The organism is Chlorobium sp. (assembly GCF_036528655.1).
GTDB lineage: Bacteria > Bacteroidota > Chlorobiia > Chlorobiales > Chlorobiaceae > Chlorobium.
The window spans coordinates 39,921-62,521 of record NZ_JAIGND010000013.1 but is presented as its reverse complement, the minus strand read 5'-3'; the positions used below and the strand labels follow the sequence as shown (position 1 = coordinate 62,521).

Here is a 22,601-nt window from a genome sequence, read left to right as displayed (position 1 = left end):
TGCGCAGTGGCGTTTTTTGCCGTTCCGCAACGTTTCTGTCCGGGGGGGGGGGGCGCCCCAGGGGTTTCGGCCTAATAGCGGAACGTTGCTGCGAAACCCGCTTCGGCAGGCATCTTTTCAGATGGCAGCACAACTACTTTTCCGCCGTTTCTGAGCACAAGTTCACCGAGGTCATCAAGCAGATCGCTTTCACCGGTGAGCTCAGGCATGCCGACGGTAATCACTCCGGTTTGCCTGTCAAGATGCCCCGCAATCCGGACATCGTTGTTGATGAACAACACGGAGACCCTGCCGGCTGCCGCCGCCGCAGCTGTTTTTTCGAGATCGTCGGAGCCAATGCCTTTCGGGAGGGCCTCCGAATACTCTTCAAGCATCTCATGGAGCCGTTGTTGCAGTTGCGGTTCGATAATGGCCCAGGCCTGTTCATGGAACGCATTTTCCTGAATGCTGTCGGGATTCGTTACGATGCCCTCTTCGAGAAGCAAGGTATTCTGACTGATACGACGGAAACGTCCCTGATTTTCCGGCAGGGCGGCGAGAATAAGGGGCAGTTGCGAGCGCTGCGAATGATGTTCCTGCACGGTCTTGTCCACCATCCGGAAAAACCGAAGCGTATCGATTTCCTCCTCGTCTTTCTTCGATCCGTGTCCATGATGCATGGCGTTACCTTTGGTACCCCCGTACGAAGCTACGGTCTGGTGAGGCGGGGTTATCTCTTCTCCGAGAGCCTCGACCAGGGTCTGCGGGACGGATCCTGCCAGATCGACTCGATCGAGGGCGTGTTTTGTGCCGGTATAGAGCCGCACCTTGTCGCGCGAAAGCGCAAGAATCTGATAGCGTGCATATGACTGGAATATGCGCAGCAGCGGTTTTGTATAGAAACTGTCAGCAACCATTGCCTCGTCCTGCACCTCTTCCTGCAGCCAGTAAATCCTGAACATCCCCGGTGAACCGAATACCGCAAGGCCGTCAAGCGCATGATTCCAGAAGCGATGATCGCCTGCGAGTCTGAAAAAAGGTTCAAGAAGATGATTGGTCACCTTTCCGGGATAGTTCTTTTCCAGAATTTCTTCAAGTTTTTTTACCAGATTCCGGAATCGTATGGGATCCTGCAGGTTATCGGGATGACGGCGGTGGGTCTTCTGGTAAATCGAAAGGCAGGGCGGCTCATGTGGCGCAACAATCAGCCCGGAATAATCAGATAATGTCGATATCATGATTCTCTCCTTCTTGTATGGTTTCACGCACACTCTTTTTTATCAAGGCTCAAAGCTGTTGTATAGTTCCTGACGTCGGAGAGCCTGAAATGCGCGCACCCCGGTATTTGCCGGGGTGTACGGGTATCCGCAGAAGAGGAGGCAGGGGTTTGCTTGTGACGTGAAGGCTGCCTGTCACTCCGGTTTCAGGTGCGGGAAGAAGATGACGTCGCGGATTGACTCCTCGCCGCAGAGCAGCATCACCATGCGGTCGATGCCGATGCCGAGGCCTGCGCATGGCGGCATGCCGTATTCGAGTGCCCTGAGGAAGTCTTCATCCACGATCATCGCCTCGTCGTCGCCGCGCTGTCGAAGTTTCGCCTGCGCTTCGAGCCTTTCGCGCTGGACAACCGGGTCGTTCAGCTCCGAGAAAGAGTTGCAGAGCTCTTTGCCGCCGGCAATCAGTTCGAACCGTTCGACAAGGCCGGGTTTCGATCGGTGTTCTTTGGCCAGCGGTGACATTTCGGTCGGGTAGTCGGTGATGAAGGTAGGCTGGATGAGTCTGGGTTCTACGAACTCACCGAAAATTTCGTCGATGATTTTGCCGGCACCGATTTTCGGATCGAGTTCGAGCCCGAGGTCCTTGGCTGTCAATCGAAGTTCCTGCTCGGTTTTGCCACTGATATCCACGCCACAGTACTCGCTGATGGAATCGGCGATGGTGATTCGGCGGAATGGCGGCCTGAGCGAAATTTCGCTGCCGAGGAAGCTTACGACGTCGGAGCCGTTGACGGCCAGAGACGTTCTGTAAAGCAGTTCCTCGACCTGTTCCATCATCCAGTTGTAATCCTTGTATGCCACGTAAAGCTCGACCTGGGTGAACTCGGGATTGTGAAAGCGGTCGATGCCTTCATTGCGGAAATCTTTGGCAAACTCGAAAACCCCGTCGAATCCGCCTACGATCAGCCGTTTGAGGTAGAGTTCGTTGGCTATGCGGAGGTAGAGCTGCATGTCGAGCGCGTTGTGATGCGTCGTAAACGGGCGGGCGGCAGCGCCGCCGTAGATAGGCTGAAGGATCGGGGTTTCGACTTCGAGCCAGCCTTTCGAGGTGAAGAACTGACGCATGAAGGAGACGATCGCCGAACGCCTGACGAAGGTTTCGCGGACTTCCGGGTTGACGATCAGGTCCACATAACGCTGCCGGTAGCGCAGCTCTTTGTCGCTGAAAGCGTCATAGACCACTTTCCGGCCGTCAACGTCTTTTTCCTTGGCTACAGGAATGGGCCGCAGAGATTTGCTGAGCAACTCGAATGTTTCGGCGTGCACCGAGACCTCGCCGGTTTTTGTTCTGAAGGTATAGCCTTTTACGCCGACGATATCGCCGATGTCGAGCAGTTTGAATGTGGCGTAGGATGCATCGCCGACATCGTCTTTTTTCAGGTAGATCTGTATGCGTCCTTTCGAGTCCTGTATATGGAAAAATGATGCCTTGCCCATCTTGCGGATGGTCATGATCCGGCCGGCTACGGAGACCTGCTTCTGTTCTTCGTCCTGAAAGGATTCAATAATATCGGAAGAGCAGGCGGTAACGTCGAAGGAACACGGGTAGGGGTTGACCCCCGATTCCATAAGGTGGAGGCGCTCATCGTAACGGCGCTGCATCTGGTCGTTAAGTGATAACTGCGGTTGTTCCTGGTTCTGGTTCTCTTTCGGCATGATAGCGTTTGATATGAATAAAAATGCGTTAGGATACATGATTACCCTGTTGGGTTCATGTCAGTCGTGTTTTATACCATATTGCCGGTATGGTGCTGATTTTCTGGTAGAAGGAACGGTAAGCCCTTCTGGTGAATACGTCATAACCGTTTTCTTCGATAGCATTGAGGATGTTGCAGTAGTTCTCGCTGCTGATCATGACGGCGAAACGGCTCTCTTTCTGAAGCATGGGAATGCCTTTTTCGGCAGAACGGTAATAGCTTCGTGCCCGTTCGATCTGGAACTTCATCAGTTCGAGGAAATTGCCGTTCATGGTTTTCTTCATGAACTCCTCCTCGCTGTAATTGAACCGTTTGAGATCCTCCATGGGAAGATAGATCCTGCCGCGGTCGATATCCTCACCGATGTCGCGCAGGATGTTGGTGAGCTGCATGGCGATACCAAGTTCGATGGCGTGCTGCAGTGCCTGCCTGTCGCTGTAGCCGAATATTTCTGAAGTCATGAGTCCTACGACTGAAGCTACCTTGTAGCAGTAGACGTAAAGCTCGTCGAAGGTCTCGAATTTGCTGAACTCGATGTCCATTGCCACACCGTCCATAAGATCGAGCGGCAGCTCGATGGCTATGGGGTAGGTTTTCAGGGTGTCGTGCCATGCCATCATGATCGGATCACGATCGACCTCTCCCAGATAGCAGCGTTTCAGGCGGTTTTTCCAGTTCTCCAGGAGATCGTTGATTTCCTGCGGGGTAATCTGTCCGTTGGTGAGCTTGTCCTCGGCCAGGTCGACAAGGTCGTCAACCGTTCTCAGCAGTGCGTAAATCGCAAAAATAGGGTTCTGCTGTCGCCTGGGCAGAAAAAGCGTTGCCAGATAGAATGTTTTCGCGTGATGTTTCGATATATCGCGGCAGTACCGGTAGGCATCGTCAAGGGTGAGCGTATCTTCCGTTCCCTGCACGGTTGTCTGTCCATTATAACGGTAATTCATGTAACATGCGTGCTTTGCTGTTCACACTCCTCCCCGGGGCCCCACGGGCGTTACGGTTCACGGATATACAGGCATATTGCCGCATGTCCTGTAAATCGGTATGCTTATGAGAGCAGAAATGTGTAACTTTTAACGGTATCGATACGTTTTTTCTCTTTGTCGCATCAAGATAAAATAATGCGCCGAATATCACAATAAACCGCAAAAGGCCGTTTTGTACAGATTTTTTTACGTAACAGCAGCTTTACCTATTGAATACATCTTTTTTGGACCGTCCGCGTGAACGCGCGGTGCTGATCGGTTTATGTTCTCCTCCCGAGATGCCGAGAGCCCACGTGGAGGAGTATCTATCCGAACTCGCCTTTCTTGCCGATACCGCTGGAGCAGATGTGCTTGCTTCAATTATCCAGGAGCGTCGGCTTCCGGATCCCGCCTCTTATATCGGCAAGGGCAAGGTCGATGAACTTGTCGGGTTCATCCGTGACGAGCGCGTAGACATCGTTATTGTAGACGACGACCTTTCGCCTGTGCAGGCCAGGAATCTGGAACGGGCTTTCGAGTGCAAGGTGATCGACAGGACCGGACTGATTCTGCAGATTTTTGCCATTCGGGCGCAGTCGGCCAGGGCGAAAATGCAGGTTGAGCTTGCCCAGCTCGAATACATGCTTCCGCGGCTGTCGGGACAGTGGACCCACCTTTCGAAGCAGAAGGGCGGTATAGGAACCAAAGGTCCCGGAGAGACGCAGATCGAGACCGATAGACGTCTTGTGCGCAACCGGATATCATGGCTGAAGAAAAAGCTGAAGGACGTTTCTCTTCAGCACGATACACAGACCAGAGGCCGACGCTCCATTCCCGGCGTGGCGCTTGTAGGATATACCAATGCCGGAAAGTCAACACTGATGAACGCGCTCTGTCCCGAGGCGGAAGCGTTTGCCGAAAATCGGCTCTTCGCAACGCTTGATACTAAAACCCGGCGTCTCGAACTGAAAATCAACAAGCTCGTTCTTCTTTCTGATACCGTCGGATTTATCCGGAAATTACCGCACAAACTGGTTGAAAGTTTCCGTTCGACGCTCGAAGAGGTGCTGCAGGCAGATTTTCTGCTGCACGTCATCGATGTCAGCCATCCCGGTTTCGAGGAACAGATGCAGGTCGTTCGCCAGACGTTGAAAGAGATAGGGGTAGAGCACGAGCACATCATCGAGGTCTTCAACAAGATCGATGCGCTTGAAGACCCCGCGGTTCTCAGGGAACTTCGCATGCGCTATCCCGAAGCGGTATTCATTTCCGCAGCAAGAAGCATCAATCTTTCGGCTTTGAAAGATGTCGTAAGCGACCATCTGTCCAGAGATTTCCGGGAGAGGAAGATTCGTACACATGTGTCGAACTACAAACTGATAGGGTATATCTACGATCATGCGGAAGTGATTGAAAAGCATTATCTTGAGGAAGAGGTAGATCTGACCTTCAGGGTGCATAAAAATCTTCTCAAGCATGTCGATGCGCTTGTCAACGCTACAGAACATACCGAGTATGCCGCTGCAGATTTTTAATACGACCAGAAAACCGCTCCCTGATGCGTTGCTTCGGCGCATTGTAGAAGAGGTGCTTGCGGCCGAGGGATGCGCTGTAGAGAATATTGTCTGTGTTTATTGCGGACGAAAGATGATACGACGGATAAATCGTGAATTTCTGCAGCATGATTATGCAACCGATACCATTACATTTCGATACAACGACGGTCCGGATGTTGACGGGGAGTTTTATATCTCTCTGGATGTTATAGAAGAAAATGCCGGAAGGTTTGGTACGGATGTGCATCAGGAACTGCTGCGGGTAACCATTCATTCCGCGCTTCATCTCATAGGATTTGATGACCGGACGACGGAAGCTCGCAATCTGATGCGGGAGAAGGAAGCGTTCTATCTCACGCATCTGCCGGTTATCGAATAACATGAAACCATGAACCCATGGAAAATCAGGATGTATCGGGAAAGCAGGATACGCGACATACTGTGGCCGCACGTTTTTTCAGGGCAGCCGTTCCTCTTCTTGTTCTGCTGTTGGCAGGAGGCATGGTTCTCATGTATTACATGGCAGAATGGCGTCTCAGAGAGGCATCAGAGAATGCCGGCCACGAGAAACAGCGGTATGAGCGTCTTGTTGATGAACAGGCTCTCGATATACAGCGTTCGGATGTCCGACTGTTTGCCATGCCGCTCGCCTGGGCAATACGCCGGGAGCTGATACAGCAGAACTACGGGCAGGTAGAGGAGTATTTTATTGAGCTCATCAGACACAAGCAGTTCCGATCGGTCATGTTGCTCGATCCTGACGGTACGGTCAGGATTGCAACGGACAGGAAACTTCAGGGAAGTACGTTCTCCTCGCTCTATCCCGGCATGGATGCTTTGTCGCAACAGGTAGTGTCATATTCCATATCCGAAGGAAGCAGCATGTTTCTCGTTCCGGTGATGGGGCTGAACGAGCGTATCGGAACCATAGCTTTTGTGTATTCGTTCAGCCGGCTCGTTCGTCCGCAGTGAAGGTTTTTTTAACATAATCATCTACTGCCATGCGTAAATTCATTCCAGTTTATCTTCTGGCGCTCTTTACCCTCCTGTCGCTCTCATCATGCGGCAACAGCGCCAAAGACGGCGAAAAACCGGCAGCCGGGAGCGGAGGATCCGGAGGCTCGCTGCTTTCTTTTTCTCGCGAATTCGAGGGCATCCTGACCATGCGCACCACCATTCCCGAAGCGGGAAGCACCGAGACAAGAATGTTCATCGCAAAAGAGGGCGTGCGCATGGAAACGAAATCCGATATTAAAAATATGCCGGCCGGCATGCAGATGGTTATTCTGTCTCCTTCCGAAACGCCGAATCTTGTCTATATGCTCAATGAGAGCAACAGTACCTATACCGTTATCGATACCGATGAGATGCAGGATGCCGCCGAAAAAGAGGGTTATTCGGATTTATACAAGGATGCGAAAATTGAAAATCTTGGCAAAGAAACCGTCAATGGCTATTCCTGCACGCATATCAGGATAAGTCAGGGAGATCAGGTATCCGATATGTGGGTTTCCAAAGATGTGCTTGACTATGCCACTTTTGCAAGGATGCAGAGCACGCGTGACAAGGATATGCCGGAATTCGCCAAAAAGATGAAAGCTGCAGGATACGACGGTTTTCCCGTGAAAATGGTACAGTCTCCGTCAAACATCACCACCGAGCTCGTCAAGGTCGAAAAAAAGGGGCTTGATGCGGCATTATTCGCGGTTCCGGCGGGTTACACGAAAACCGAATTGCCAACCATGAACTATAACATCTCACCCGGGCAGCGTGAAAAGATGGAAGCTGCGATGAAAAAAATGCAGGAACGGATGGGCACGCAACAAGGGCAATAATTTGTACATATTATAACCATGCATTTTCCGCGCCGATCTGGCAAGGATAAAGGGTATCAGCGCGTCGTATTCGGGGTTGCTCGAAGCTGCCGGCGTCGATACCGTGCCCGAACTTGCCCGGCGTAATCTTTCGAATCTGCAAGCGAAAATCAATGCGCTTAATTCCAAAAAGAAGCTTGTGCTGCAGCTTCCGTCGTTCGAACAGATAAGCGAATGGATCGTTCAGGCTGAATCCCTTGACAGGGTTGTGACTTACTGACAGCAAGCTTTCCTGCGATCGATTGCTGTGCCGGGTATTGTTTAATGCCGCAAACGGTTATCATGTGTAATACGGGAGACAGTCTTTTCAAGGACGGTCTCCCGTTTTTATTCGCGATTGAAATTTGAATATCCGGATTTTAATTTATATTTAGTCAAAATAAAGTATTTGTGCCGCTATTCCGGTCTTTATCTATGTTATTCTGACAACAATCGAACAACAAGAGATCAATGAGTTGTAAAACCCATGACATCGAGCCGCGCATTGTAACCGAGATTATGCGGTGTATTGCTGACATTTCTTATGGAGAGGTAGTGGTTACCATTCATGACGCACGAATCGTTCAGGTAGAGAAAAGGGAGAAGCGCCGATTTGATTTGACTTCAAGCGCTAACAGCCGTATGAAATTCAAGCAGGGTCAGGCTGATCCCGGAAGTTCGGAAAAATGATTGTAGAGTCTACTGATACACATCCCATTTAACTCATCAAGTCAGATAAAACCTTTTGCTTTATGGGGTTTTCTGTCGTTTCGTTTTTTATTTATAAAATATCTAAATAATTATTATTCCATTTGGCGCAACTATGAGAAAAAGAGATTACACCCTTTTGGCGCTGTTGTTGATTTCTTCAGCGCCGCTGCAGGCGGAAGAGGCTGAGTCTCGCTTCACGCTCGATGAAACCGTTGTGACTGCGACTCTTGCGGAGACGTCAGTCAGTAAGGTTCCGGCGGCCATAGAGATAATCACTGCGGTCGAGATAGCGGAGATGGGCGCTGAGACGCTGCATCAGATTCTTGCTGAGGCTCAGAGCGTTACGCTTGAGCCGACCAGCGGACGCCAGAGCGTCGTCCGCATGCGGGGGCTCGGGAGCAGTTCTACGCTGGTCTTGCTCGATGGCGTCAGGTTGCCGTCGGGATTCCAGGATAAGGTTGATCTTGTGGAGATTCCGGCAGGCATCATCGAGCGCATCGAAATTGTGCGTGGTTCGGGTTCGGCGCTCTATGGCAGCGATGCCATTGCCGGCGTTGTCAATGTCATAACGAAGAAGCCTTCCGGGCCGTCGAAGGCATGGTTGAGTTCCCGTTACGGCGAAAGCCGCCATGGCGAAGCGGAAGAGACGGTATTTGAAGCCGGCGTAAGCGGCAGTACCGGTTCGCTCGGGTATGTTCTTGCGGGTTCTTTCTCCGATAAGGGTCGTTTCGATTTTGACCCTGCCGACAGGAAAACCGATGGCGACGATATGCGCATCGCATCCGGTGCCGGTCGTCTGGTCTGGCAGGCGGGCGATCGTACCGTGGTCAGCCTTGGGGCGATCTATGCCGAGGTCGAACGCGAGGGTATCCGTTCGAAGAGGAACAAGGAGAATGACTGGTACAACAATTCCGACCGTATTACCGGCAGTCTCGAACTGCTGCATGAGTTGGGGGAAAGTTCGGAGCTGCTGCTGCGCTTGTCGCGTTCAGAATACGACTGGGGTCTGAAGCTGATTCCCCGCGACAATACGGCGTCAGAACTGCATAATGTGGAACAGGTTTCGACTCAGTTCGAGGGTCGCTGGAGGGGAAAGGTTATTGACGGTCATATCGTGACTGCGGGAATGGAGTACCGTGCCGATGACCGGATTGATGACGGTCTTGAGAGCGAGATTGAGAATTTTGCCCTCTTTTTGCAGGACGAGGTGTCGGTGGGCGAAAGGTTTCAGGCGGTTCTCGGGCTTCGTTACGACGATCACTCCGGTTTCGGATCGGTCTTCAGTCCGAGAATCAATCTTGCATATCGAGTGAGCGATCTGCTTCGTCTGCGCGCGGCCTATGGCGAAGGGTTCCGCGCTCCGACCGCTTTCGAGCTCTATTCCGGTTCGCCCTATACTATCAACCGGATACTTATTCCTGACCCCGATCTCGAACCGGAAACGTCGAGGAGCTGGGAGGTCGGCGCCGATCTCAAGCACGGAGGATTATCGCTTGGCCTGACGGCGTTCAGGAACGATATCCGGGATATGATAGCGGAGGTGTTTACCGGATCGTATGAAGGAACAAATCCGAAAATTCCGGTCAACAGCATGGAGAATATCGCCGATGCGATGACGCAGGGGCTCGAAGTATCGGCATCCCTGACACTGCCGGGAGGGTTTGAGCTCTCCGATGAGCTGACCTGGCTTGAGAGCGAGGATAAGGCGACCGGCGAGGATCTGCTCTATGTGCCGGATCTGTCCAATGTGCTTAAGCTTTCCTGGAGAAATAAGCCGGCAGGTTTCAACGGGAGCGTCCGGCTTGTGACGACCGGAACGCGTTCTCACGGCGCCGGAGTAAAAAGCGCCGGATATTCCATGCTGAATCTTCAGGCATCAAAAACCCTCACCCCGCAGGTAAAGCTATCTGCCGGCGTCGATAATCTTTTCGACAGGAAGGTCGAGGATGCGTATGGCAATGTCTATGGTCCGGGAAGTACCGGTACCTTCTATTATGGCGGAATCAGTCTGAATCTGTAACTGTTGTTTGCGATTATGAAAAAATTTTCAGTAAGAGCAGTCGTTTCAGGCGCTCTGTGCTGCTTTTTTGCGGCGGCAGCGCCGGTTGATGCCCTGGGCTCCGGCAAGGTTTCGGCAGATGATGCGCGAAATAAGGGGGAATCCATCTATCGCAGCAGCTGCATGGTCTGTCACTCCCTTGCGCCTCCTCCGAAAGCTGCTCCGCCGGTAAAAGGACTTGCGAGGCACTATCGTGAATCGTTCAAAAGCAGGCGTGAAGCGGTTGATCATATGGTGGTCTTTATGCAAAAGCCGGATGCATCGAAAGCTGTTTGCCGCAAGGAGGCGATAAAACGTTTCGGACTGATGCCGGCTATGAGTCTTCCGGAATCCGATCTGCGGAAGGTGTCGGAATGGGTATGGGATCAGTACGATCCCGGAATGAAGCCCGGCGACCATCAGCATTGATGAGTCCGGAAAAATCGTGTTTGGGAGAAAACGCGATGCGACTGTACCTGCAGAGCGCAAATTATTACAGTATCGAAGCTGGCGACCGGAATTCCGGAGTTTGCCTTCGGCAAGGTCAACAACAGCTATGTTCAACCAGCGAAGACTGAAAAAAAGAGCCTGCAGGACAATCATGGGACTGCTTGTCGCGGGATATGCCGGCAATGCGGCCGCCGAAGAGAAAGATGTTCCGCAGGACAGGTCGGAATACACGCTCAGGCAGATAACGGTTCTCGATGAAAAAAAGGATCCCGGCAGGAGCGAACTCAAGGGCGATTCACTGCGGACAATGCCGAATTATTCCGGTTCGATAACCGGAGCGCTCAAGGGAATGGCGGATGTGCAGTTCTCGAACGACGCGGAGAGCAGTCTTACGGCCGGCGAGATCAGGCCACCCCGGATTTCCATCAGCGGGGCCAAGCCCTATGAAAATGCGTTTGTGGTCGACGGTATCGGCAATACCAATACCTTCAATCCGAGTGGTCTTGGCGCGGAAGATAACAATGCGGGCGCCAGTTTTAACGATCTCAGTGTTCATGGCGCCGAACAGAACCTGTTTTACGATACTTCGCTTGTCGAATCCGTTTCGGTTTATTCCTGCAATATTCCGGCAAAATACGGGGGATTTACCGGCGGCGTCGTCAGTGCCGACATCAGGGATCCGCGTACCGATCGCTGGCATTTCAGTCTCAGCGGAAAGCATTCGAGAGACGAGTGGTTTCTTATGCGGGGTGTAGACGGCGACTCGGAGGAGCCGGACAACCAGCCTGATTTTTCGAAATACAGGTTGACAGCGATAGCCGACGGTCCTCTTTCCGAAAAGGTAGCTCTGATGGTTGCGGCATCGAGGCAGCATTCCGTCATGCCGCTCGTCAGGAGGGATCGGATTGGCATGACGACCTACAGCTACGATGAGGACGATCAGCACAGAACCGGCGAAAACTATTTTCTCAAGCTGGTTGCGAAGCCTTCCGACAGGTTGAGGCTGACGGTAGACGCAACATATGCCCCTTATGAAGAAAGACGCTGGAGGGCCGCATGGGCGGACAGCGACTGGAAGATCAATAACGATGCCTTCAGGCTTGCCCTTGGTGCTGACTGGACGACCGATCTTGGCGTCATCGAGGCAAAGGCGGCATGGCAGGAGAGCGGTTACAGCAGGGACAACGAGACCAGTTACCGCTACTCCTATTCAAATTCCGTTACAAAGGAAGGGGAGCAGCACGGGGGGGTAGGCGATGCCACCAATGAAAACAGAACGGCGGCATTCAGGGTCGAATTCCAGTCTGTTCCTCTGGAGCTGCCCCTGCTGAAGGGTTTTTCTACCGGCCTTGAATTCACTGCTGAAGCGCTCGATATGTGGAACGAGGAGGCGGTGGCCGACGTGTATGTGGAGAGTGCTCCCCAAATCCTGCATACCCTGACCAGATACCTTGAGCACGATCAGTCGAAATCGCTTGCGACGCTGGGTTACTATGCTTCGGCAGACCTTGGACTTGGAAGACTCTCTTTTACTCCGGGTTTCCGGATCGATTACGACGACTTTACCGGTAATGCCGATATCGCACACCGCCTGAAAGCGGAGTTCGATACGTTCGGCAACAGTATGTTTCGTCTTGTCTCGGGCTACAACCGCTATTACGGTACAGCACTCAGAGCTTACGCCTTCGACCGGTACCGGCCCTATCTGAACAATCAGTGGAAAACAGTCAAGTCTACAGGAGTGACGACGCAGACCATTACCGACAAGGTCAGCGCCGATTACAGCTTTGAAACTGACGGACTCGATACACCCTATTCCGACGAGGTGATGGGCGGTATTGCCGGTAATATCGGGAACCTCGGGTACGGGTTCAAGGCTGTAAGGCGCGATCATCGCAAGCAGCTCCTGAACAGGGTTGAGCGTATCGATTTTCCGGATGGATCCTACGATTACAGGAGCTGGATGACCAACGAGGGAAAAGGTTCCTATGAAGGACTTTCCGCCGACCTTTCCTGCGCTTTCGATGCCGGGGAGTGGGGCCGGCATTCGCTGACGCTGGGAGCCGCAAAATCGAGGATTAAAACGTTCAACGGAAACTATTACGATAATGCGTTTTCGGAAAATAACGGCGTGGAGCGGGAGTATTTCATGGTCTTCTATAACGGAGAGCCGATGCTGCGTGCGGCCATGCCGGCCGATAACTACAATGCGCCCCTGGCGATCACCTTTACCTGGCAGGGAAGTTTCTTCAACGACCAGCTTCGGCTCTACTCCGTCAACCGTTGGCGTGACTGGAGCAAAGGGCTTAAAGCAGACAAACAGATAAGCAGCGCCACGCCGTACGGGACGACATCCGGAAGCAATACGTCTCCAAGCTCATACTGGCTGAACGAGACGGGGTCGAGGTATTACGACGCGTATGTCATAGGCGATATTGCGGGCGGCTTCATGTCGGATCTTTCGGTCGAGATGGATCTTTACAAATCCGAAGGGCTAACTGCCACGCTGACGGGCGACGTCTACAACCTGTTCAACGCGAGCATCGGAACAAGCGTTGCGGAAGGAGGGACGGTTCGCGGCCGGGGGTATTATCTCGGTTTCCGATGCGAGTTTTAAGGGTTTGTTCGTGCTGCCGGTCAGGAGTGTCGTTTGCCGGCAGCGCTGTATTTGTTGATTTCAATGCGGTTGATTGCAAGTATGGATTCGCTTATAGCGTGTAAAGGTCTCAGGCATGCCTACGGCAGAAAGCAGGTGCTCCACGGTCTGACGTTCAGCGTGGAATCCGGCGGCATATTCGGCCTGCTCGGAAAAAACGGCGCAGGCAAGAGCACGGCGATCAATATCCTCATGGGCTTTCTTCGTCCGTCAGGAGGAACGTGCAGGGTGCTCGGCGAGGAGAGCCATGCGCTCTCTCCGGAAGTCCGCTCGCGTATCGGGCTTTTGCAGGAGGGTTTCGTACAGTACGATTTCATGCGTGTTGCCGAACTCGAGCGCTACTACGCGCCCTTTTATCCCAGGTGGAATCGCGAGGTTTTCTACGATCTGATCGGACGGATGCAGATGCCCGACACCAGGCGGTTATCGGCCATGTCGAACGGCCAGCGTTCGCAGGTGGTGCTCGGGCTGATTATGGCGCAGATGCCGGAACTTATGATTCTCGACGATTACAGCATGGGGCTCGATGTCGGATATCGCAGGCTTTTTGTCGATTTTCTGCGCGAATACGTTACCCTGCACGGTACGACGGTGCTTTTGACTTCTCACGTGGTGCAGGAGCTCGATCGCGTCATCGATCGCATGGTGGTGCTCAAGGAGGGGCGGGTCTGCGCCTGCATGGGAAAGCGCGAGTTCATGGACTCTTTTCGTTGCTGCAGTTTCCGGCGTACGCCGGCTTCATTGTCGATGAAGAGCGACGACACCGTTCGCAGCATCGAGCATACGGCGAAAACCACCTTTGTCCATGGTTTTTTCAGTGAACAGGAAATTGCCGCGTATCTGGAACGGCATCAGGTGCCGGCCAGCGGTCTCGTTTCGGTTCCCATGAGCTTCGAAGATGCTTTTGTGGGGTTGACCGGCAAGTACTGAGCCGGGCTCCGACGGTTGAAACATGCAATAACGAAAAACAGAATATGACGAAACAGCAGTTACGGTCCCTGATTTCAAAAGAGTGGATCAAGCTCAGGAGCGGAATATGGCTCCTGCCCCTGCTGCTGCTTTATGCCGCTGCCGACTCCCTGCTCGCGCTGCACTCCCTGCAGCGCGCCTATGGTTCCTTCGGCCTGTGGGAGACAATCGTATTCAGGCAGCCGCAGTTTTTCGGCAGCTATTTCCTCGTGGTCGTCTGCGCTGTCCTCATCGGATTTCTGCAGGCATGGCCTGAGTCGCAGGGAAAACGCCTCCGTCTGCTCTACCATACGCCGATCGAGCCGGTTTCGGGCATCGCCGTCATGCTTGCCACAGGCACCATCCTGCTGCTGCTGGTCAATATCGCTGCGACGGCCCTTTTTCTGGGGACTATGCAGTGGTTTCATTTTCCCCGGGAGATTATACATCCGGCCTTTCTGACCGTTCTGCCCTGGATTCTGCTCAGTATCGCGGCGTATTATTCGAGCGTGGCATTTTTCAGCAGCGGAAGCCCCGGCGTCAGGCTGCTGATAGGGGCGGCGCTCTATCCGATCTGGAACATGCTCGGAGCAAGGGGTGCTTATGGCCTCTACGAACATTCGATCTGGATATACGGCGTTGCAGCGTTTCTGTTCGTCTTCGTTGCCTGTTACGCCATTCTGCACTATATGCGCCATGCCGCACTGGGCAGCGCGTTTGTTTTTTCACGTATGATCACTATCATTCTGGCAATCTGCGGACTTGGTTCCGTGCTGCTTGCGCTCTACTGGAAAATCGCGATGCCTGCCGATCCGCACAGTTCGATGCACTTCAGCCCTGTATACCGCCAGTTCGTGCTCGGCGATTTTCCCGCAAGCCAGGGATCGGCTCCGGACGGCGAACCTCGCTACCGGCTTGAAAACGGCACCACCCTTTCCAGAGAACAGTATCGGGCGGCGCTCCCGTTTCTTTATGTCAGGGACCTCGTCAAATGGGAGATGTTTCCGGAGAGCATCGGCGGAGTTGCCATCTCTGCGCTTGAAGCCGAACGGGCATGGCAGTTCGTCAGACTCTCTTCGTTCAACTGGAATTGTCCGTCCCCGATGCTGCATATGCTGCTGGAATCGAATCCCGAAGGGGCAAGGCTGCAGAAGCCCGGAGATTTTTTCAGGATTTCGGATGGCGGCTACGGAATCGGGTTTATTACGCCCCATGACGGAAATAACGACCGCCGGAAAAGTCGCGCCTTTACCGAAGCTCTGGGTAAGGCCGGATTTATCTATCCGGTACAGGCCGTCGGCGGCAATCCCGATGTGAGAAAGCGATACGATGCCGGTTATTTTCTTGCCGATGCCAGGGGCTCGCTTTTTCAGATGCGGATGGTGGACGGCAAGCCTTCGTGCAGAAGGCTGGATGGAGCCATCGATGGCGCGGTCCGCCATATCCATGTCAAAGAGCATCATCGGGAGGAGTACTACGGTTTCGTCGTTACCGACAGCTCACTCTATGCCGTCATGCAGAAAGAAGGGGTCCTGAAAAATATGCCGGTCGGGCGTTTCAGTGCCGATGACGTCGCCCTGGCGCTGTGGTCCGACATTCTCTTTACGTCGGTTTCCATGGAGCCGGCCGAAAGATACAACGCCGGCAGGTCGGGCATTGCCATGACTCCCGATTTAAGGATCCTGCATCGCTTCATGCAGCCAACCGACGCCGCATACCTCGAATCGGTGAGGGTACTGAAGACCTTCGCGGCATTTCTTTTTCCGGTTCAGATCGTGCAGGAGCTTCCCGGCTCTTCGTTCAGGTATCTGCAGGTACGCTTTGCGGAACCGGTGCCGGCGGCGCTCTCGGGCAGCGTCTTTGCGCTTGTGTTGTCCGCTCTGATCTCAAGGCTGGGGTTGAGGCGCAGGAGGGTTTCGGACTATGCGCTTGTCGCCGTTTTCGGTCTGACGGCCCTGCTTGTGCTTCTGCTGTCGGAAACGGATGCGTTCCTGTCGTTTACGCGTCGGAATTGAGACGTCGGGAGATGACCGATACGGGATTATACGCCACTGCACCTGCAGAGCGCACTCAATTATACCAGTCGAGGCCTGTTACCGGACATCCGGTGCCTGTTTCGAGGAAAGCCACACACAGCTATGTCACATAAACAGAAGTTATGCAAAAAAACCTGCCGTGCGCTCATGGTGCTCGCTCTTGCCGGTTTTGCCGGAGAGGCGCAGGCGGAGACGGGCACGCAGACAGCGATACTCGACAAGATCGTGGTCAGCGCGACGAAAACACCGCATACGCTCGGCGACGTGCCGGTCGATGCCGAGGTCATCACGCGCGAGGAACTGCTGAAGCGGAATGTCCAGACTGCACAGGATGCGCTTGATCTTACGTCAGGGCTCAGTTTAAAAGCAAAAGCCGGATCATGGGGAAATAAAGGAAATGTCAGGATATTTGGGTTCGACGCTAAATATACCCTTGTGCTGGTTGATGGACAGAGGTTATTGGGCGGTCATCAGAATGCTGTCGATCTGCAACAGATTTCCGTTGAGATGATCGAACGGATAGAAATTCTCAAAGGGCCTGGATCGGCGCTCTACGGCAGCGATGCTGTTGGCGGGGTGGTCAACATCATCACTCGCAAAGGGGCTGATAAGCCGGAGTTTTCAGGATCGCTCGCCATGGGATCGCGCGGAACGGTTGTGGGCTCCGTTTCCGGCGGAGCCGGATCGGAGAATCTGAAGACACGGTTCAACTATACCTATCGGGAGTCAGATGGCATTAACGAGGATATTGACAGTTATAACGAGCATATACTGCAGGGTACGGTTTCGCTGAATGTTTCGGATAATGTCGGGTTCAGTCTCAAACCATATTATTCGTTTCAGGATATGGAAGATCAGATGGTGAATCAGGAACGCTATGGTCTCAATGCCTTGATGAACTGGGTGCCGGACGAGTTGTCTTCGCTGAAGCTGCGGGGATCTTTTTATGAATTCGGCAAATGGGATGACGGCAGCTCAGAAAAGACAGTGCTCGACAACTATGAAGTCGAATTGCTCTATTCGCGTTTGGTGTTCGATAGTCATCTCGTGACCGCCGGGTATGAGTTCTGGAACGAAAGAAGGGATTTTTTTGCTTCTCCGGGAAATAACCTCAAGATGGATCAGACTTTGCACAGCATTTATCTTCAGGACGAAATCGATTGGTCTCCCGTCGTGCTGGTACTTGGAGGGCGTATCGATTCACATGAGAAATGGGGAGATGAAATCAATCCGAAAGCAAGCATCATGCTCAAGGCAACAGACGAGTTGAAAATCCGGGCTTCCATCGGTCGGGCATTCAAGGCGCCTTCGCTCTTAAGCCTTTATGATGAATGGATGATGGGATCTATTACGGTGCATCCCAATCCTGATCTGAAGCCGGAAAAATCGATCGGCTATCAGGCTGGCGTGGAATATGCTTTTGCCAGGGACATCATCGGCAAGGTGACCTGGTTCAGGAATGATGTTGAGGATATGATACATTCGTACGTTGAATCTGTTCCGGTCCCCGGTTCGCGTCCTCAATTGCATATGTACTATGTCAACATCGATGAAGCGATGACACAGGGCGTGGAACTGAATCTCGATGCCCGTTTCAGCGAATGCGTCTCTGCAAGAGTCGGTTATACCTGGCTTGATACCGAAGATAAATTAACAGGAAAGGATCTGGCCTTCAGTCCGGAGAGCAAATTCGTTTCCGGTCTGGATTTCGCGTTCTGTCCCGCTGACCTGTCGCTTGGTCTCGAAGCTTCGTATATAGGCGAGCATTATGACGCAGATGAGACAATGCTTGAGGGTTTCTGGGTTTGCAATGCAACGTTGACCAAAAAATTCAGCGACCAGACAGAGGCGTTCATCAGGATCGACAATGTTTTTGGCGAGGAGAGGATTACCTCAGAGTACGATCTTGACGGAACGGAATTTCTTGCGGGGTTGAGGGTGAAGATCTGACAGGTGCTTTTCCCTTATCCCCGAAGCCCTGGCGTTCCTTTCGGTTCGTCAGGGCTTTTTTATGAGGTTATTGCCGGGGTTTTGCGCTTCGTATTGCTGTCGCATGCATTTCCGCAGTTTTCACAATCCACCGTTCAAGTTCCTCGTCCGGCAGGATCGCGTCGGGTCTGTAACGCACCTTTTCCTGGTTGTCGTCAACCGATGCCACCCCTCCTCCGATGATCTCTATCTGGAATTGTTCGCTGAATGAGACCAGCAGAGGAATCACGATTGCTCTTTCATGGTTTTTCAGGATCCGCCTGATTGCCGATGCCGTGCTGTCCGGGCTGTAGTGCGCGACATGGCCGCACCAGGCTGTGGCGTATCCGCCGAATTTTCCTTTCCGGACGGCTTCCCGTCCGGTTTTCGCAAACAGCTCCTCCCAGATATTACCGAATTCGCTCGATCCGTACCCGACAAGCACAAGCCCCTCTTCAGCCGGATTGCGTGAAAGCGATTGCGCTCTTCGAAGGACGTTGTTTCCAATCAGATCGGAAAAGTCGAGCGGTTGTGCAAGATGGGTTCGCGCCGCAGGGACATACCGTTCGATGCCCTCGAGTTTCATCTCTTCGATCGTTGCAGGATTTTCTTTCCTGCCGATAATGGTAGGGATGTCGTCAAAGACATGGGTTCCTGCCGAAAGAAAAACCGGGATGACGATGACGTCGGTGTACCCATTGCGGTCAAGATTTCTGAGCGACGATGCTATCGAGGGTTCGGCGTGTTCCATGAAAGCTGTGGCAAGCGTGTCGATGCTTTCGATAGCTGTGATTCGGGAGGATACCCGCCGCTCCAGTTCGAGCAATTGCCGTTTCCACTCTCCGGAGCGCGATCCGTGGTTGATGAGCAGCAGGGCTGTTTTCCTGGATTCGTCACCGTCCGCTTTACCATTCGGGGATTGATGTTCACCGGAGTCGCAGGCTGTCAGACAAATCAGCGCCAGAAGACCCATGGATAGGGAGATGCCGAAATAGTTGCGCATGGTGTTCATGGTAGAGTGAAAAAAACGCAGGGTATTGCCCTTTATGTTCCGACAGGCAAGTTGATTGTGCGAAAACGGCGGAAACGGAGTCTTCTCAGAGCTGATGCATGAGAAGGGCTAACACGGGGGGAACGGCTCCTGCGGCGAGAAGCCATTTTCCCCGGCCCTTGAGGCCATTGCTGCCTCGCAGCATGAACATGCCGGTCAGGGTAATGGCTATCAGCATGAGGGCAAAGAGATCCGAGGCCCATTTCCACCAGTCGACGCTGTTTCGGTGCAGCACGTTGACCTCATAAAAAAGCGGCCGTCTCGATATTTTTTCGTAGGTGCCCTTGCCGCTTGCGAGGTCGATCTGCATGGTTGCGTTCCTGTAATAGATCTTGACCTGCCGTTCCGATGGGAAGTCGTACAGCCGGAAGCCGTTCTCTCCTGCCAGAGCGCTGAACGCTTCGATGCGATCGGGAGTGATGTCGTTGTTGTCATACCGGCGATCAAGGGCGATCTCCTTTTTCGTGATGACGAAATCGGGGTTCCAGTCGTCCACATGGTTCAGCGCTATTCCCGAAATGCTGTAGGCGATGATCAGGGCCGCAAAGAAATATCCCAGATCGCGGTGCAGTACGTTGTTTATTTTTCTTGCCTTGTCAAATTTTGCCATGGATGGTGCCCGCTTATTATTTTTTTGACGATGAGATATCGGCCAAGGCTGTTTTTACAGCGTTCACGATCCACTGTTCGATAGAGGGGTCGGGAAGCAGCGCGTCGGGCTTGTAGAGGATCCTCGATTTTTCAGCCGAGGCTTTTTCAAGTCCCGATCCGATGATTCGTATCTGAAAGTTTTCATCGTGGGCGACGAGTACCGGAATGACGACGGCATGCTGTTTCCGCTTCAGCATTCTTTTGACGGCAACGGTCGTCGAGTCTGATCGATATCGTACGATATGGCCGCACCATGCATGGGCATAGGCATCGACTCCGGTCTCTTTTTTTACCGAAGCGCCCACTTTGTCGAACAGGTCGTTCCACTCCTTTTCGTAGGCTTCGTCACCATAGCCGATGAGCACAAGTCCTTCCTGTGAAGGTTTTTTCGAAAGGGCTTTGACCCTTCTCACAACATTCTGCTGGAGCGCTTCACCGAAATCGAGCAGGGGGGTCATGTGTATTGCCGCATCGGGCTTGTACCGTTCGATCTTTTCAAGTTTAAGTGTTTCCATCGACCGTGGATCTTCCTTCTGGCCCATGATGGTCGGCAGATCGTCGAACGAGTGTGGGCTGACGGTCAGGAAAACAGGCACGACTACGACATCGGAATATCCTTCCTTGTCGAACTCTTTCAGACGCGTCGCTATTGACGGTTCGGTGTACTCCATGAAAGCGGTTTTGATGCCCGATACCTTGCCGTCAGCCATGATTTCAGAGGTGACGGACTTTTCAAGTTCGAAGAGGGCATCGCGCCAGGTTTTGGACGGCGATCCGTGGCTTACAAGGAGTACACCTGTTTTTTTCGATTCGTTCTCCGCGCTGAAGGGTATTCTTCGGCTCTCGGAGGAACATGACTGAAGCGCCGTCGCCAGAAGGAAAACGAGGAGGAAAAGACCGGAACGGGAAATGCGGTTCATGATAGTTCGCTGAATGTGGATAAATGCACTTTGTCTATAAATAGACAGTTTAAAGATAAGATACTTTTACCTTTCAACCCAAGGCATTGTAAAAAATATGAGGAGTCGTGTTTATTATTTTGAATTTGTCTAAATATGTATTAGATTACACTCAGACAGTTGAAGAAAGTTGTTGTTTTGTTCTCCGTTCTCAGGTTGTGTTGTTCTTTCAAAAAGCCCCCGAGTGCCACGGGGGCTTTTTTTTGCATGGCGCGCGGAAGCAGCCGCCGGGCCGGGAGAATAGTGATATCCGGAATATGCTGCTGCTGTAAGAACAGGGAGGCCATTGCCTGCTTTCCGCACTCATCTCAGGCGTCTGCTGCAAAGGTAGAGGTCGGCGGGAAATGACGTTCCGCTTTTTTTCTCTTGAGGTAATAAGTAAAAAACCGGAATGGGGGATTCCGGTTTTTTTTAAGCGGCTTTGAGGTACTGAGCAGCGAACATTCGTGCCTGCTCATAGCGCGCTTTTTTTCTGATGGAGGGTTCCGGATTTCCGAAAATCCGCCAGCCGCATGTGCCGCTGCAGGGGTCGTCGGTAATTCCCATGAATCCCCATACATCTTTCATGGGGTAGCCGAGCGCGATGCCGATTTCGTGAGGGATCGAGCCCGACTTCTGCCAGCGAGAGGCGATTTCACCCAGAAACATGCCGCTGTCCAGGCCGAACGGATATTTCAGCACGCAATGCAGGATTTTTTTTGAAGCCGAAGCGAGGCGCCTGTTTACGGAGGCAGCCCGGTAGATGATGATTTTCAGGGACTGACCGGTGTCATCAAGCAACCTGAAATCCGTTTCCCATATCCGGCAGAACGACACGACCGTTTTCAGCGACAGTTCCGGATCGAGACCGAAGAGATCTTTTTTCAGGATAACCAGTTCTCCCGGTTTTCCGGCGAACAGTACCCCGGAGGCATGTACAAAGAGCAGCCGCTCAAGTGCTGCATGTCGGACGTCGGCTTCGAGCAGTTCCCGTTTCCAGTTATTCAGCTGTTCCTGTCGGCTTTTCGAAAAGCAGTAGCTCATATCGTTGTCGTTACTGTTTGCGTCAGTTTTTTAATGCGGCGGCCGGAGTTTTTCCGTTTTTGTGAGGCTTTTCTGCATTCTTGCCGTTTGTTTCCGGCAGATGGACGATTTCAATCAGTGAGGCCATCATTGCAGACAGAGGCAGGATCCGTTTGCCTGCCTTTATATTGACGGGCCCGCTGAACGGAGCCTTGTCTATAACCTCGCAACTGGTTCCGGGAGTCAGCCCCATATCGGCGATGTATTTCAGCAGCTCCGGATCCGTTGTCTGCAGTGCGGCGATCATAACGGCCGAACCGTCTGCGGTTTCGTAGAGCGTAGTAAGTTTTTTCTCCGGCATATTGCCATCCCTTGAAGGGATATCGTGGCCGTGAGGATCGGTTTTGGGGAAATCAAGCATGCTGTCCAGCGCATCGGCGAGGCGTTCGGATATAACATGTTCGAGTCGGCAGGCTTCGTCATGAACCTCATGGAGACCATATCCTGCATGCCTGAAAAGAAATGTTTCGATAAGCCTTCTTTTGCGGAGCATTTTGCAGGCAGATATCAGCCCTTTTTCGCTCAGGGTGACATGCTCGCGCCATTCATGCACAACATAGCCGTCGCTGGTAAGGTTTTTTACCTTTTCTGAAACCGTCGAGAGGCTGTAGCCGAGGGCTGCTGCTATCTCGCTGATCGATGCGTTCGATTGCTTCCGGGTCAGGCGGTAAATCGTCTGAATGTACATTTCACTTGATTCGCTCGGCATAACTGCTCTGCCCTGCGTTTCCGTATCTGTTTTAC

General features: G+C 52.7%; 20 protein-coding genes. 12 read left to right on the top strand and 8 right to left on the bottom strand.

Annotated features, from left to right (window positions below):
- Positions 1-71 precede the first annotated feature (71 nt).
- The 3 genes from K4305_RS04860 to K4305_RS04850 form a co-directional block, all read right to left on the bottom strand.
- Complete coding sequence (locus K4305_RS04860; RefSeq protein WP_331561260.1) at positions 72-1,217, bottom strand: baeRF3 domain-containing protein; 1,146 nt, start codon at positions 1,215-1,217, stop codon at positions 72-74.
- Positions 1,218-1,391: 174 nt separating this feature from the next.
- On the bottom strand, positions 1,392-2,912 hold the full coding sequence (gene lysS, locus K4305_RS04855) for a lysine--tRNA ligase (RefSeq protein ID WP_331561259.1): 1,521 nt from the start codon (positions 2,910-2,912) through the stop codon (positions 1,392-1,394).
- A gap of 55 nt (positions 2,913-2,967) precedes the next feature.
- On the bottom strand, positions 2,968-3,897 hold the full coding sequence (locus K4305_RS04850) for a phytoene/squalene synthase family protein (RefSeq protein WP_331561258.1): 930 nt from the start codon (positions 3,895-3,897) through the stop codon (positions 2,968-2,970).
- Between the two features lie 251 nt (positions 3,898-4,148).
- Here K4305_RS04850 and hflX point away from each other — a divergent pair, with 251 nt between their 5' ends.
- From hflX to K4305_RS04795, 12 genes are all read left to right on the top strand, one after another.
- Positions 4,149-5,453 carry a GTPase HflX gene (hflX, locus tag K4305_RS04845; protein WP_331561256.1) on the top strand — a complete coding sequence of 435 codons (1,305 nt, stop codon included), beginning with the start codon at positions 4,149-4,151 and terminating at the stop codon, positions 5,451-5,453.
- Positions 5,434-5,853, top strand: coding sequence for an rRNA maturation RNase YbeY (gene ybeY, locus K4305_RS04840; protein ID WP_331561255.1), 420 nt, complete (start codon positions 5,434-5,436; stop codon positions 5,851-5,853). Before hflX ends, ybeY begins: the two co-directional genes overlap by 20 nt.
- A gap of 17 nt (positions 5,854-5,870) precedes the next feature.
- Positions 5,871-6,446 carry a hypothetical protein gene (locus tag K4305_RS04835; protein ID WP_331561254.1) on the top strand — a complete coding sequence of 192 codons (576 nt, stop codon included), beginning with the start codon at positions 5,871-5,873 and terminating at the stop codon, positions 6,444-6,446.
- A 29-nt stretch (positions 6,447-6,475) separates the two neighbouring features.
- On the top strand, positions 6,476-7,309 hold the full coding sequence (locus K4305_RS04830) for a DUF4412 domain-containing protein (protein ID WP_331561253.1): 834 nt from the start codon (positions 6,476-6,478) through the stop codon (positions 7,307-7,309).
- Positions 7,310-7,331: 22 nt separating this feature from the next.
- On the top strand, positions 7,332-7,568 hold the full coding sequence (locus K4305_RS04825; RefSeq protein ID WP_331561292.1) for a DUF4332 domain-containing protein: 237 nt from the start codon (positions 7,332-7,334) through the stop codon (positions 7,566-7,568).
- A 230-nt stretch (positions 7,569-7,798) separates the two neighbouring features.
- A complete protein-coding gene (locus K4305_RS12280; protein WP_442880425.1) occupies positions 7,799-8,017 on the top strand; it encodes a YezD family protein in 219 nt (72 codons plus the stop codon).
- Between the two features lie 133 nt (positions 8,018-8,150).
- A complete protein-coding gene (locus K4305_RS04820) occupies positions 8,151-10,058 on the top strand; it encodes a TonB-dependent receptor plug domain-containing protein (protein WP_331561252.1) in 1,908 nt (635 codons plus the stop codon).
- 15 nt (positions 10,059-10,073) lie between these two features.
- The gene (locus K4305_RS04815; RefSeq protein WP_331561250.1) at positions 10,074-10,505 is read left to right on the top strand and encodes a cytochrome c; all 432 of its coding nucleotides are present in this window, start codon (positions 10,074-10,076) and stop codon (positions 10,503-10,505) included.
- Positions 10,506-10,632: 127 nt separating this feature from the next.
- Positions 10,633-13,143 (top strand): hypothetical protein, encoded by a 2,511-nt coding sequence (locus tag K4305_RS04810; protein WP_331561248.1) that lies wholly within the window; start codon positions 10,633-10,635, stop codon positions 13,141-13,143.
- A gap of 81 nt (positions 13,144-13,224) precedes the next feature.
- Positions 13,225-14,112: an ABC transporter ATP-binding protein gene (locus K4305_RS04805; RefSeq protein ID WP_331561246.1), complete on the top strand. Its 888-nt coding sequence runs from the start codon at positions 13,225-13,227 to the stop codon at positions 14,110-14,112.
- Between the two features lie 44 nt (positions 14,113-14,156).
- Positions 14,157-16,145, top strand: a complete 1,989-nt coding sequence (locus tag K4305_RS04800) for a DUF4857 domain-containing protein (protein WP_331561245.1) — start codon at positions 14,157-14,159, stop codon at positions 16,143-16,145.
- A 123-nt stretch (positions 16,146-16,268) separates the two neighbouring features.
- Positions 16,269-18,116 (top strand): TonB-dependent receptor plug domain-containing protein, encoded by a 1,848-nt coding sequence (locus tag K4305_RS04795; protein ID WP_331561243.1) that lies wholly within the window; start codon positions 16,269-16,271, stop codon positions 18,114-18,116.
- 67 nt (positions 18,117-18,183) lie between these two features.
- Here K4305_RS04795 and K4305_RS04790 read toward each other — a convergent pair whose 3' ends face one another.
- The 5 genes from K4305_RS04790 to K4305_RS04770 all read right to left on the bottom strand — a co-directional run bounded on the left by K4305_RS04790 (position 18,184) and on the right by K4305_RS04770 (position 22,566).
- Positions 18,184-19,146 carry a sirohydrochlorin chelatase gene (locus K4305_RS04790; protein WP_331561242.1) on the bottom strand — a complete coding sequence of 321 codons (963 nt, stop codon included), beginning with the start codon at positions 19,144-19,146 and terminating at the stop codon, positions 18,184-18,186.
- Between the two features lie 85 nt (positions 19,147-19,231).
- Positions 19,232-19,795 (bottom strand): PepSY-associated TM helix domain-containing protein, encoded by a 564-nt coding sequence (locus K4305_RS04785; RefSeq protein ID WP_331561241.1) that lies wholly within the window; start codon positions 19,793-19,795, stop codon positions 19,232-19,234.
- Between the two features lie 16 nt (positions 19,796-19,811).
- Positions 19,812-20,756 (bottom strand): sirohydrochlorin chelatase, encoded by a 945-nt coding sequence (locus K4305_RS04780; protein WP_331561240.1) that lies wholly within the window; start codon positions 20,754-20,756, stop codon positions 19,812-19,814.
- Between the two features lie 450 nt (positions 20,757-21,206).
- Positions 21,207-21,818: a DUF3793 family protein gene (locus tag K4305_RS04775; RefSeq protein ID WP_331561239.1), complete on the bottom strand. Its 612-nt coding sequence runs from the start codon at positions 21,816-21,818 to the stop codon at positions 21,207-21,209.
- Between the two features lie 22 nt (positions 21,819-21,840).
- Positions 21,841-22,566 (bottom strand): metal-dependent transcriptional regulator, encoded by a 726-nt coding sequence (locus tag K4305_RS04770; protein WP_331561238.1) that lies wholly within the window; start codon positions 22,564-22,566, stop codon positions 21,841-21,843.
- Positions 22,567-22,601: the final 35 nt, after the last annotated feature.

What these genes read in the sequence shown, in the direction of transcription:
- K4305_RS04790 (WP_331561242.1), bottom strand. Translation starts at nt 19,146, where the DNA reads ATGAACACCATGCGCAACTATTTCGGCATCTCCCTATCCATGGGTCTT.
- ybeY (WP_331561255.1), top strand. Translation starts at nt 5,434, where the DNA reads ATGCCGCTGCAGATTTTTAATACGACCAGAAAACCGCTCCCTGATGCG.
- K4305_RS04795 (WP_331561243.1), top strand. Translation starts at nt 16,269, where the DNA reads ATGTCACATAAACAGAAGTTATGCAAAAAAACCTGCCGTGCGCTCATG.
- K4305_RS04850 (WP_331561258.1), bottom strand. Translation starts at nt 3,897, where the DNA reads ATGAATTACCGTTATAATGGACAGACAACCGTGCAGGGAACGGAAGAT.
- K4305_RS04770 (WP_331561238.1), bottom strand. Translation starts at nt 22,566, where the DNA reads ATGCCGAGCGAATCAAGTGAAATGTACATTCAGACGATTTACCGCCTG.
- K4305_RS04860 (WP_331561260.1), bottom strand. Translation starts at nt 1,217, where the DNA reads ATGATATCGACATTATCTGATTATTCCGGGCTGATTGTTGCGCCACAT.
- K4305_RS04815 (WP_331561250.1), top strand. Translation starts at nt 10,074, where the DNA reads ATGAAAAAATTTTCAGTAAGAGCAGTCGTTTCAGGCGCTCTGTGCTGC.
- K4305_RS04830 (WP_331561253.1), top strand. Translation starts at nt 6,476, where the DNA reads ATGCGTAAATTCATTCCAGTTTATCTTCTGGCGCTCTTTACCCTCCTG.
- K4305_RS04835 (WP_331561254.1), top strand. Translation starts at nt 5,871, where the DNA reads ATGGAAAATCAGGATGTATCGGGAAAGCAGGATACGCGACATACTGTG.
- K4305_RS04810 (WP_331561248.1), top strand. Translation starts at nt 10,633, where the DNA reads ATGTTCAACCAGCGAAGACTGAAAAAAAGAGCCTGCAGGACAATCATG.
- K4305_RS04775 (WP_331561239.1), bottom strand. Translation starts at nt 21,818, where the DNA reads ATGAGCTACTGCTTTTCGAAAAGCCGACAGGAACAGCTGAATAACTGG.
- lysS (WP_331561259.1), bottom strand. Translation starts at nt 2,912, where the DNA reads ATGCCGAAAGAGAACCAGAACCAGGAACAACCGCAGTTATCACTTAAC.
- K4305_RS04805 (WP_331561246.1), top strand. Translation starts at nt 13,225, where the DNA reads ATGGATTCGCTTATAGCGTGTAAAGGTCTCAGGCATGCCTACGGCAGA.
- K4305_RS04820 (WP_331561252.1), top strand. Translation starts at nt 8,151, where the DNA reads ATGAGAAAAAGAGATTACACCCTTTTGGCGCTGTTGTTGATTTCTTCA.
- K4305_RS12280 (WP_442880425.1), top strand. Translation starts at nt 7,799, where the DNA reads ATGAGTTGTAAAACCCATGACATCGAGCCGCGCATTGTAACCGAGATT.
- K4305_RS04780 (WP_331561240.1), bottom strand. Translation starts at nt 20,756, where the DNA reads ATGAACCGCATTTCCCGTTCCGGTCTTTTCCTCCTCGTTTTCCTTCTG.
- K4305_RS04785 (WP_331561241.1), bottom strand. Translation starts at nt 19,795, where the DNA reads ATGGCAAAATTTGACAAGGCAAGAAAAATAAACAACGTACTGCACCGC.
- K4305_RS04800 (WP_331561245.1), top strand. Translation starts at nt 14,157, where the DNA reads ATGACGAAACAGCAGTTACGGTCCCTGATTTCAAAAGAGTGGATCAAG.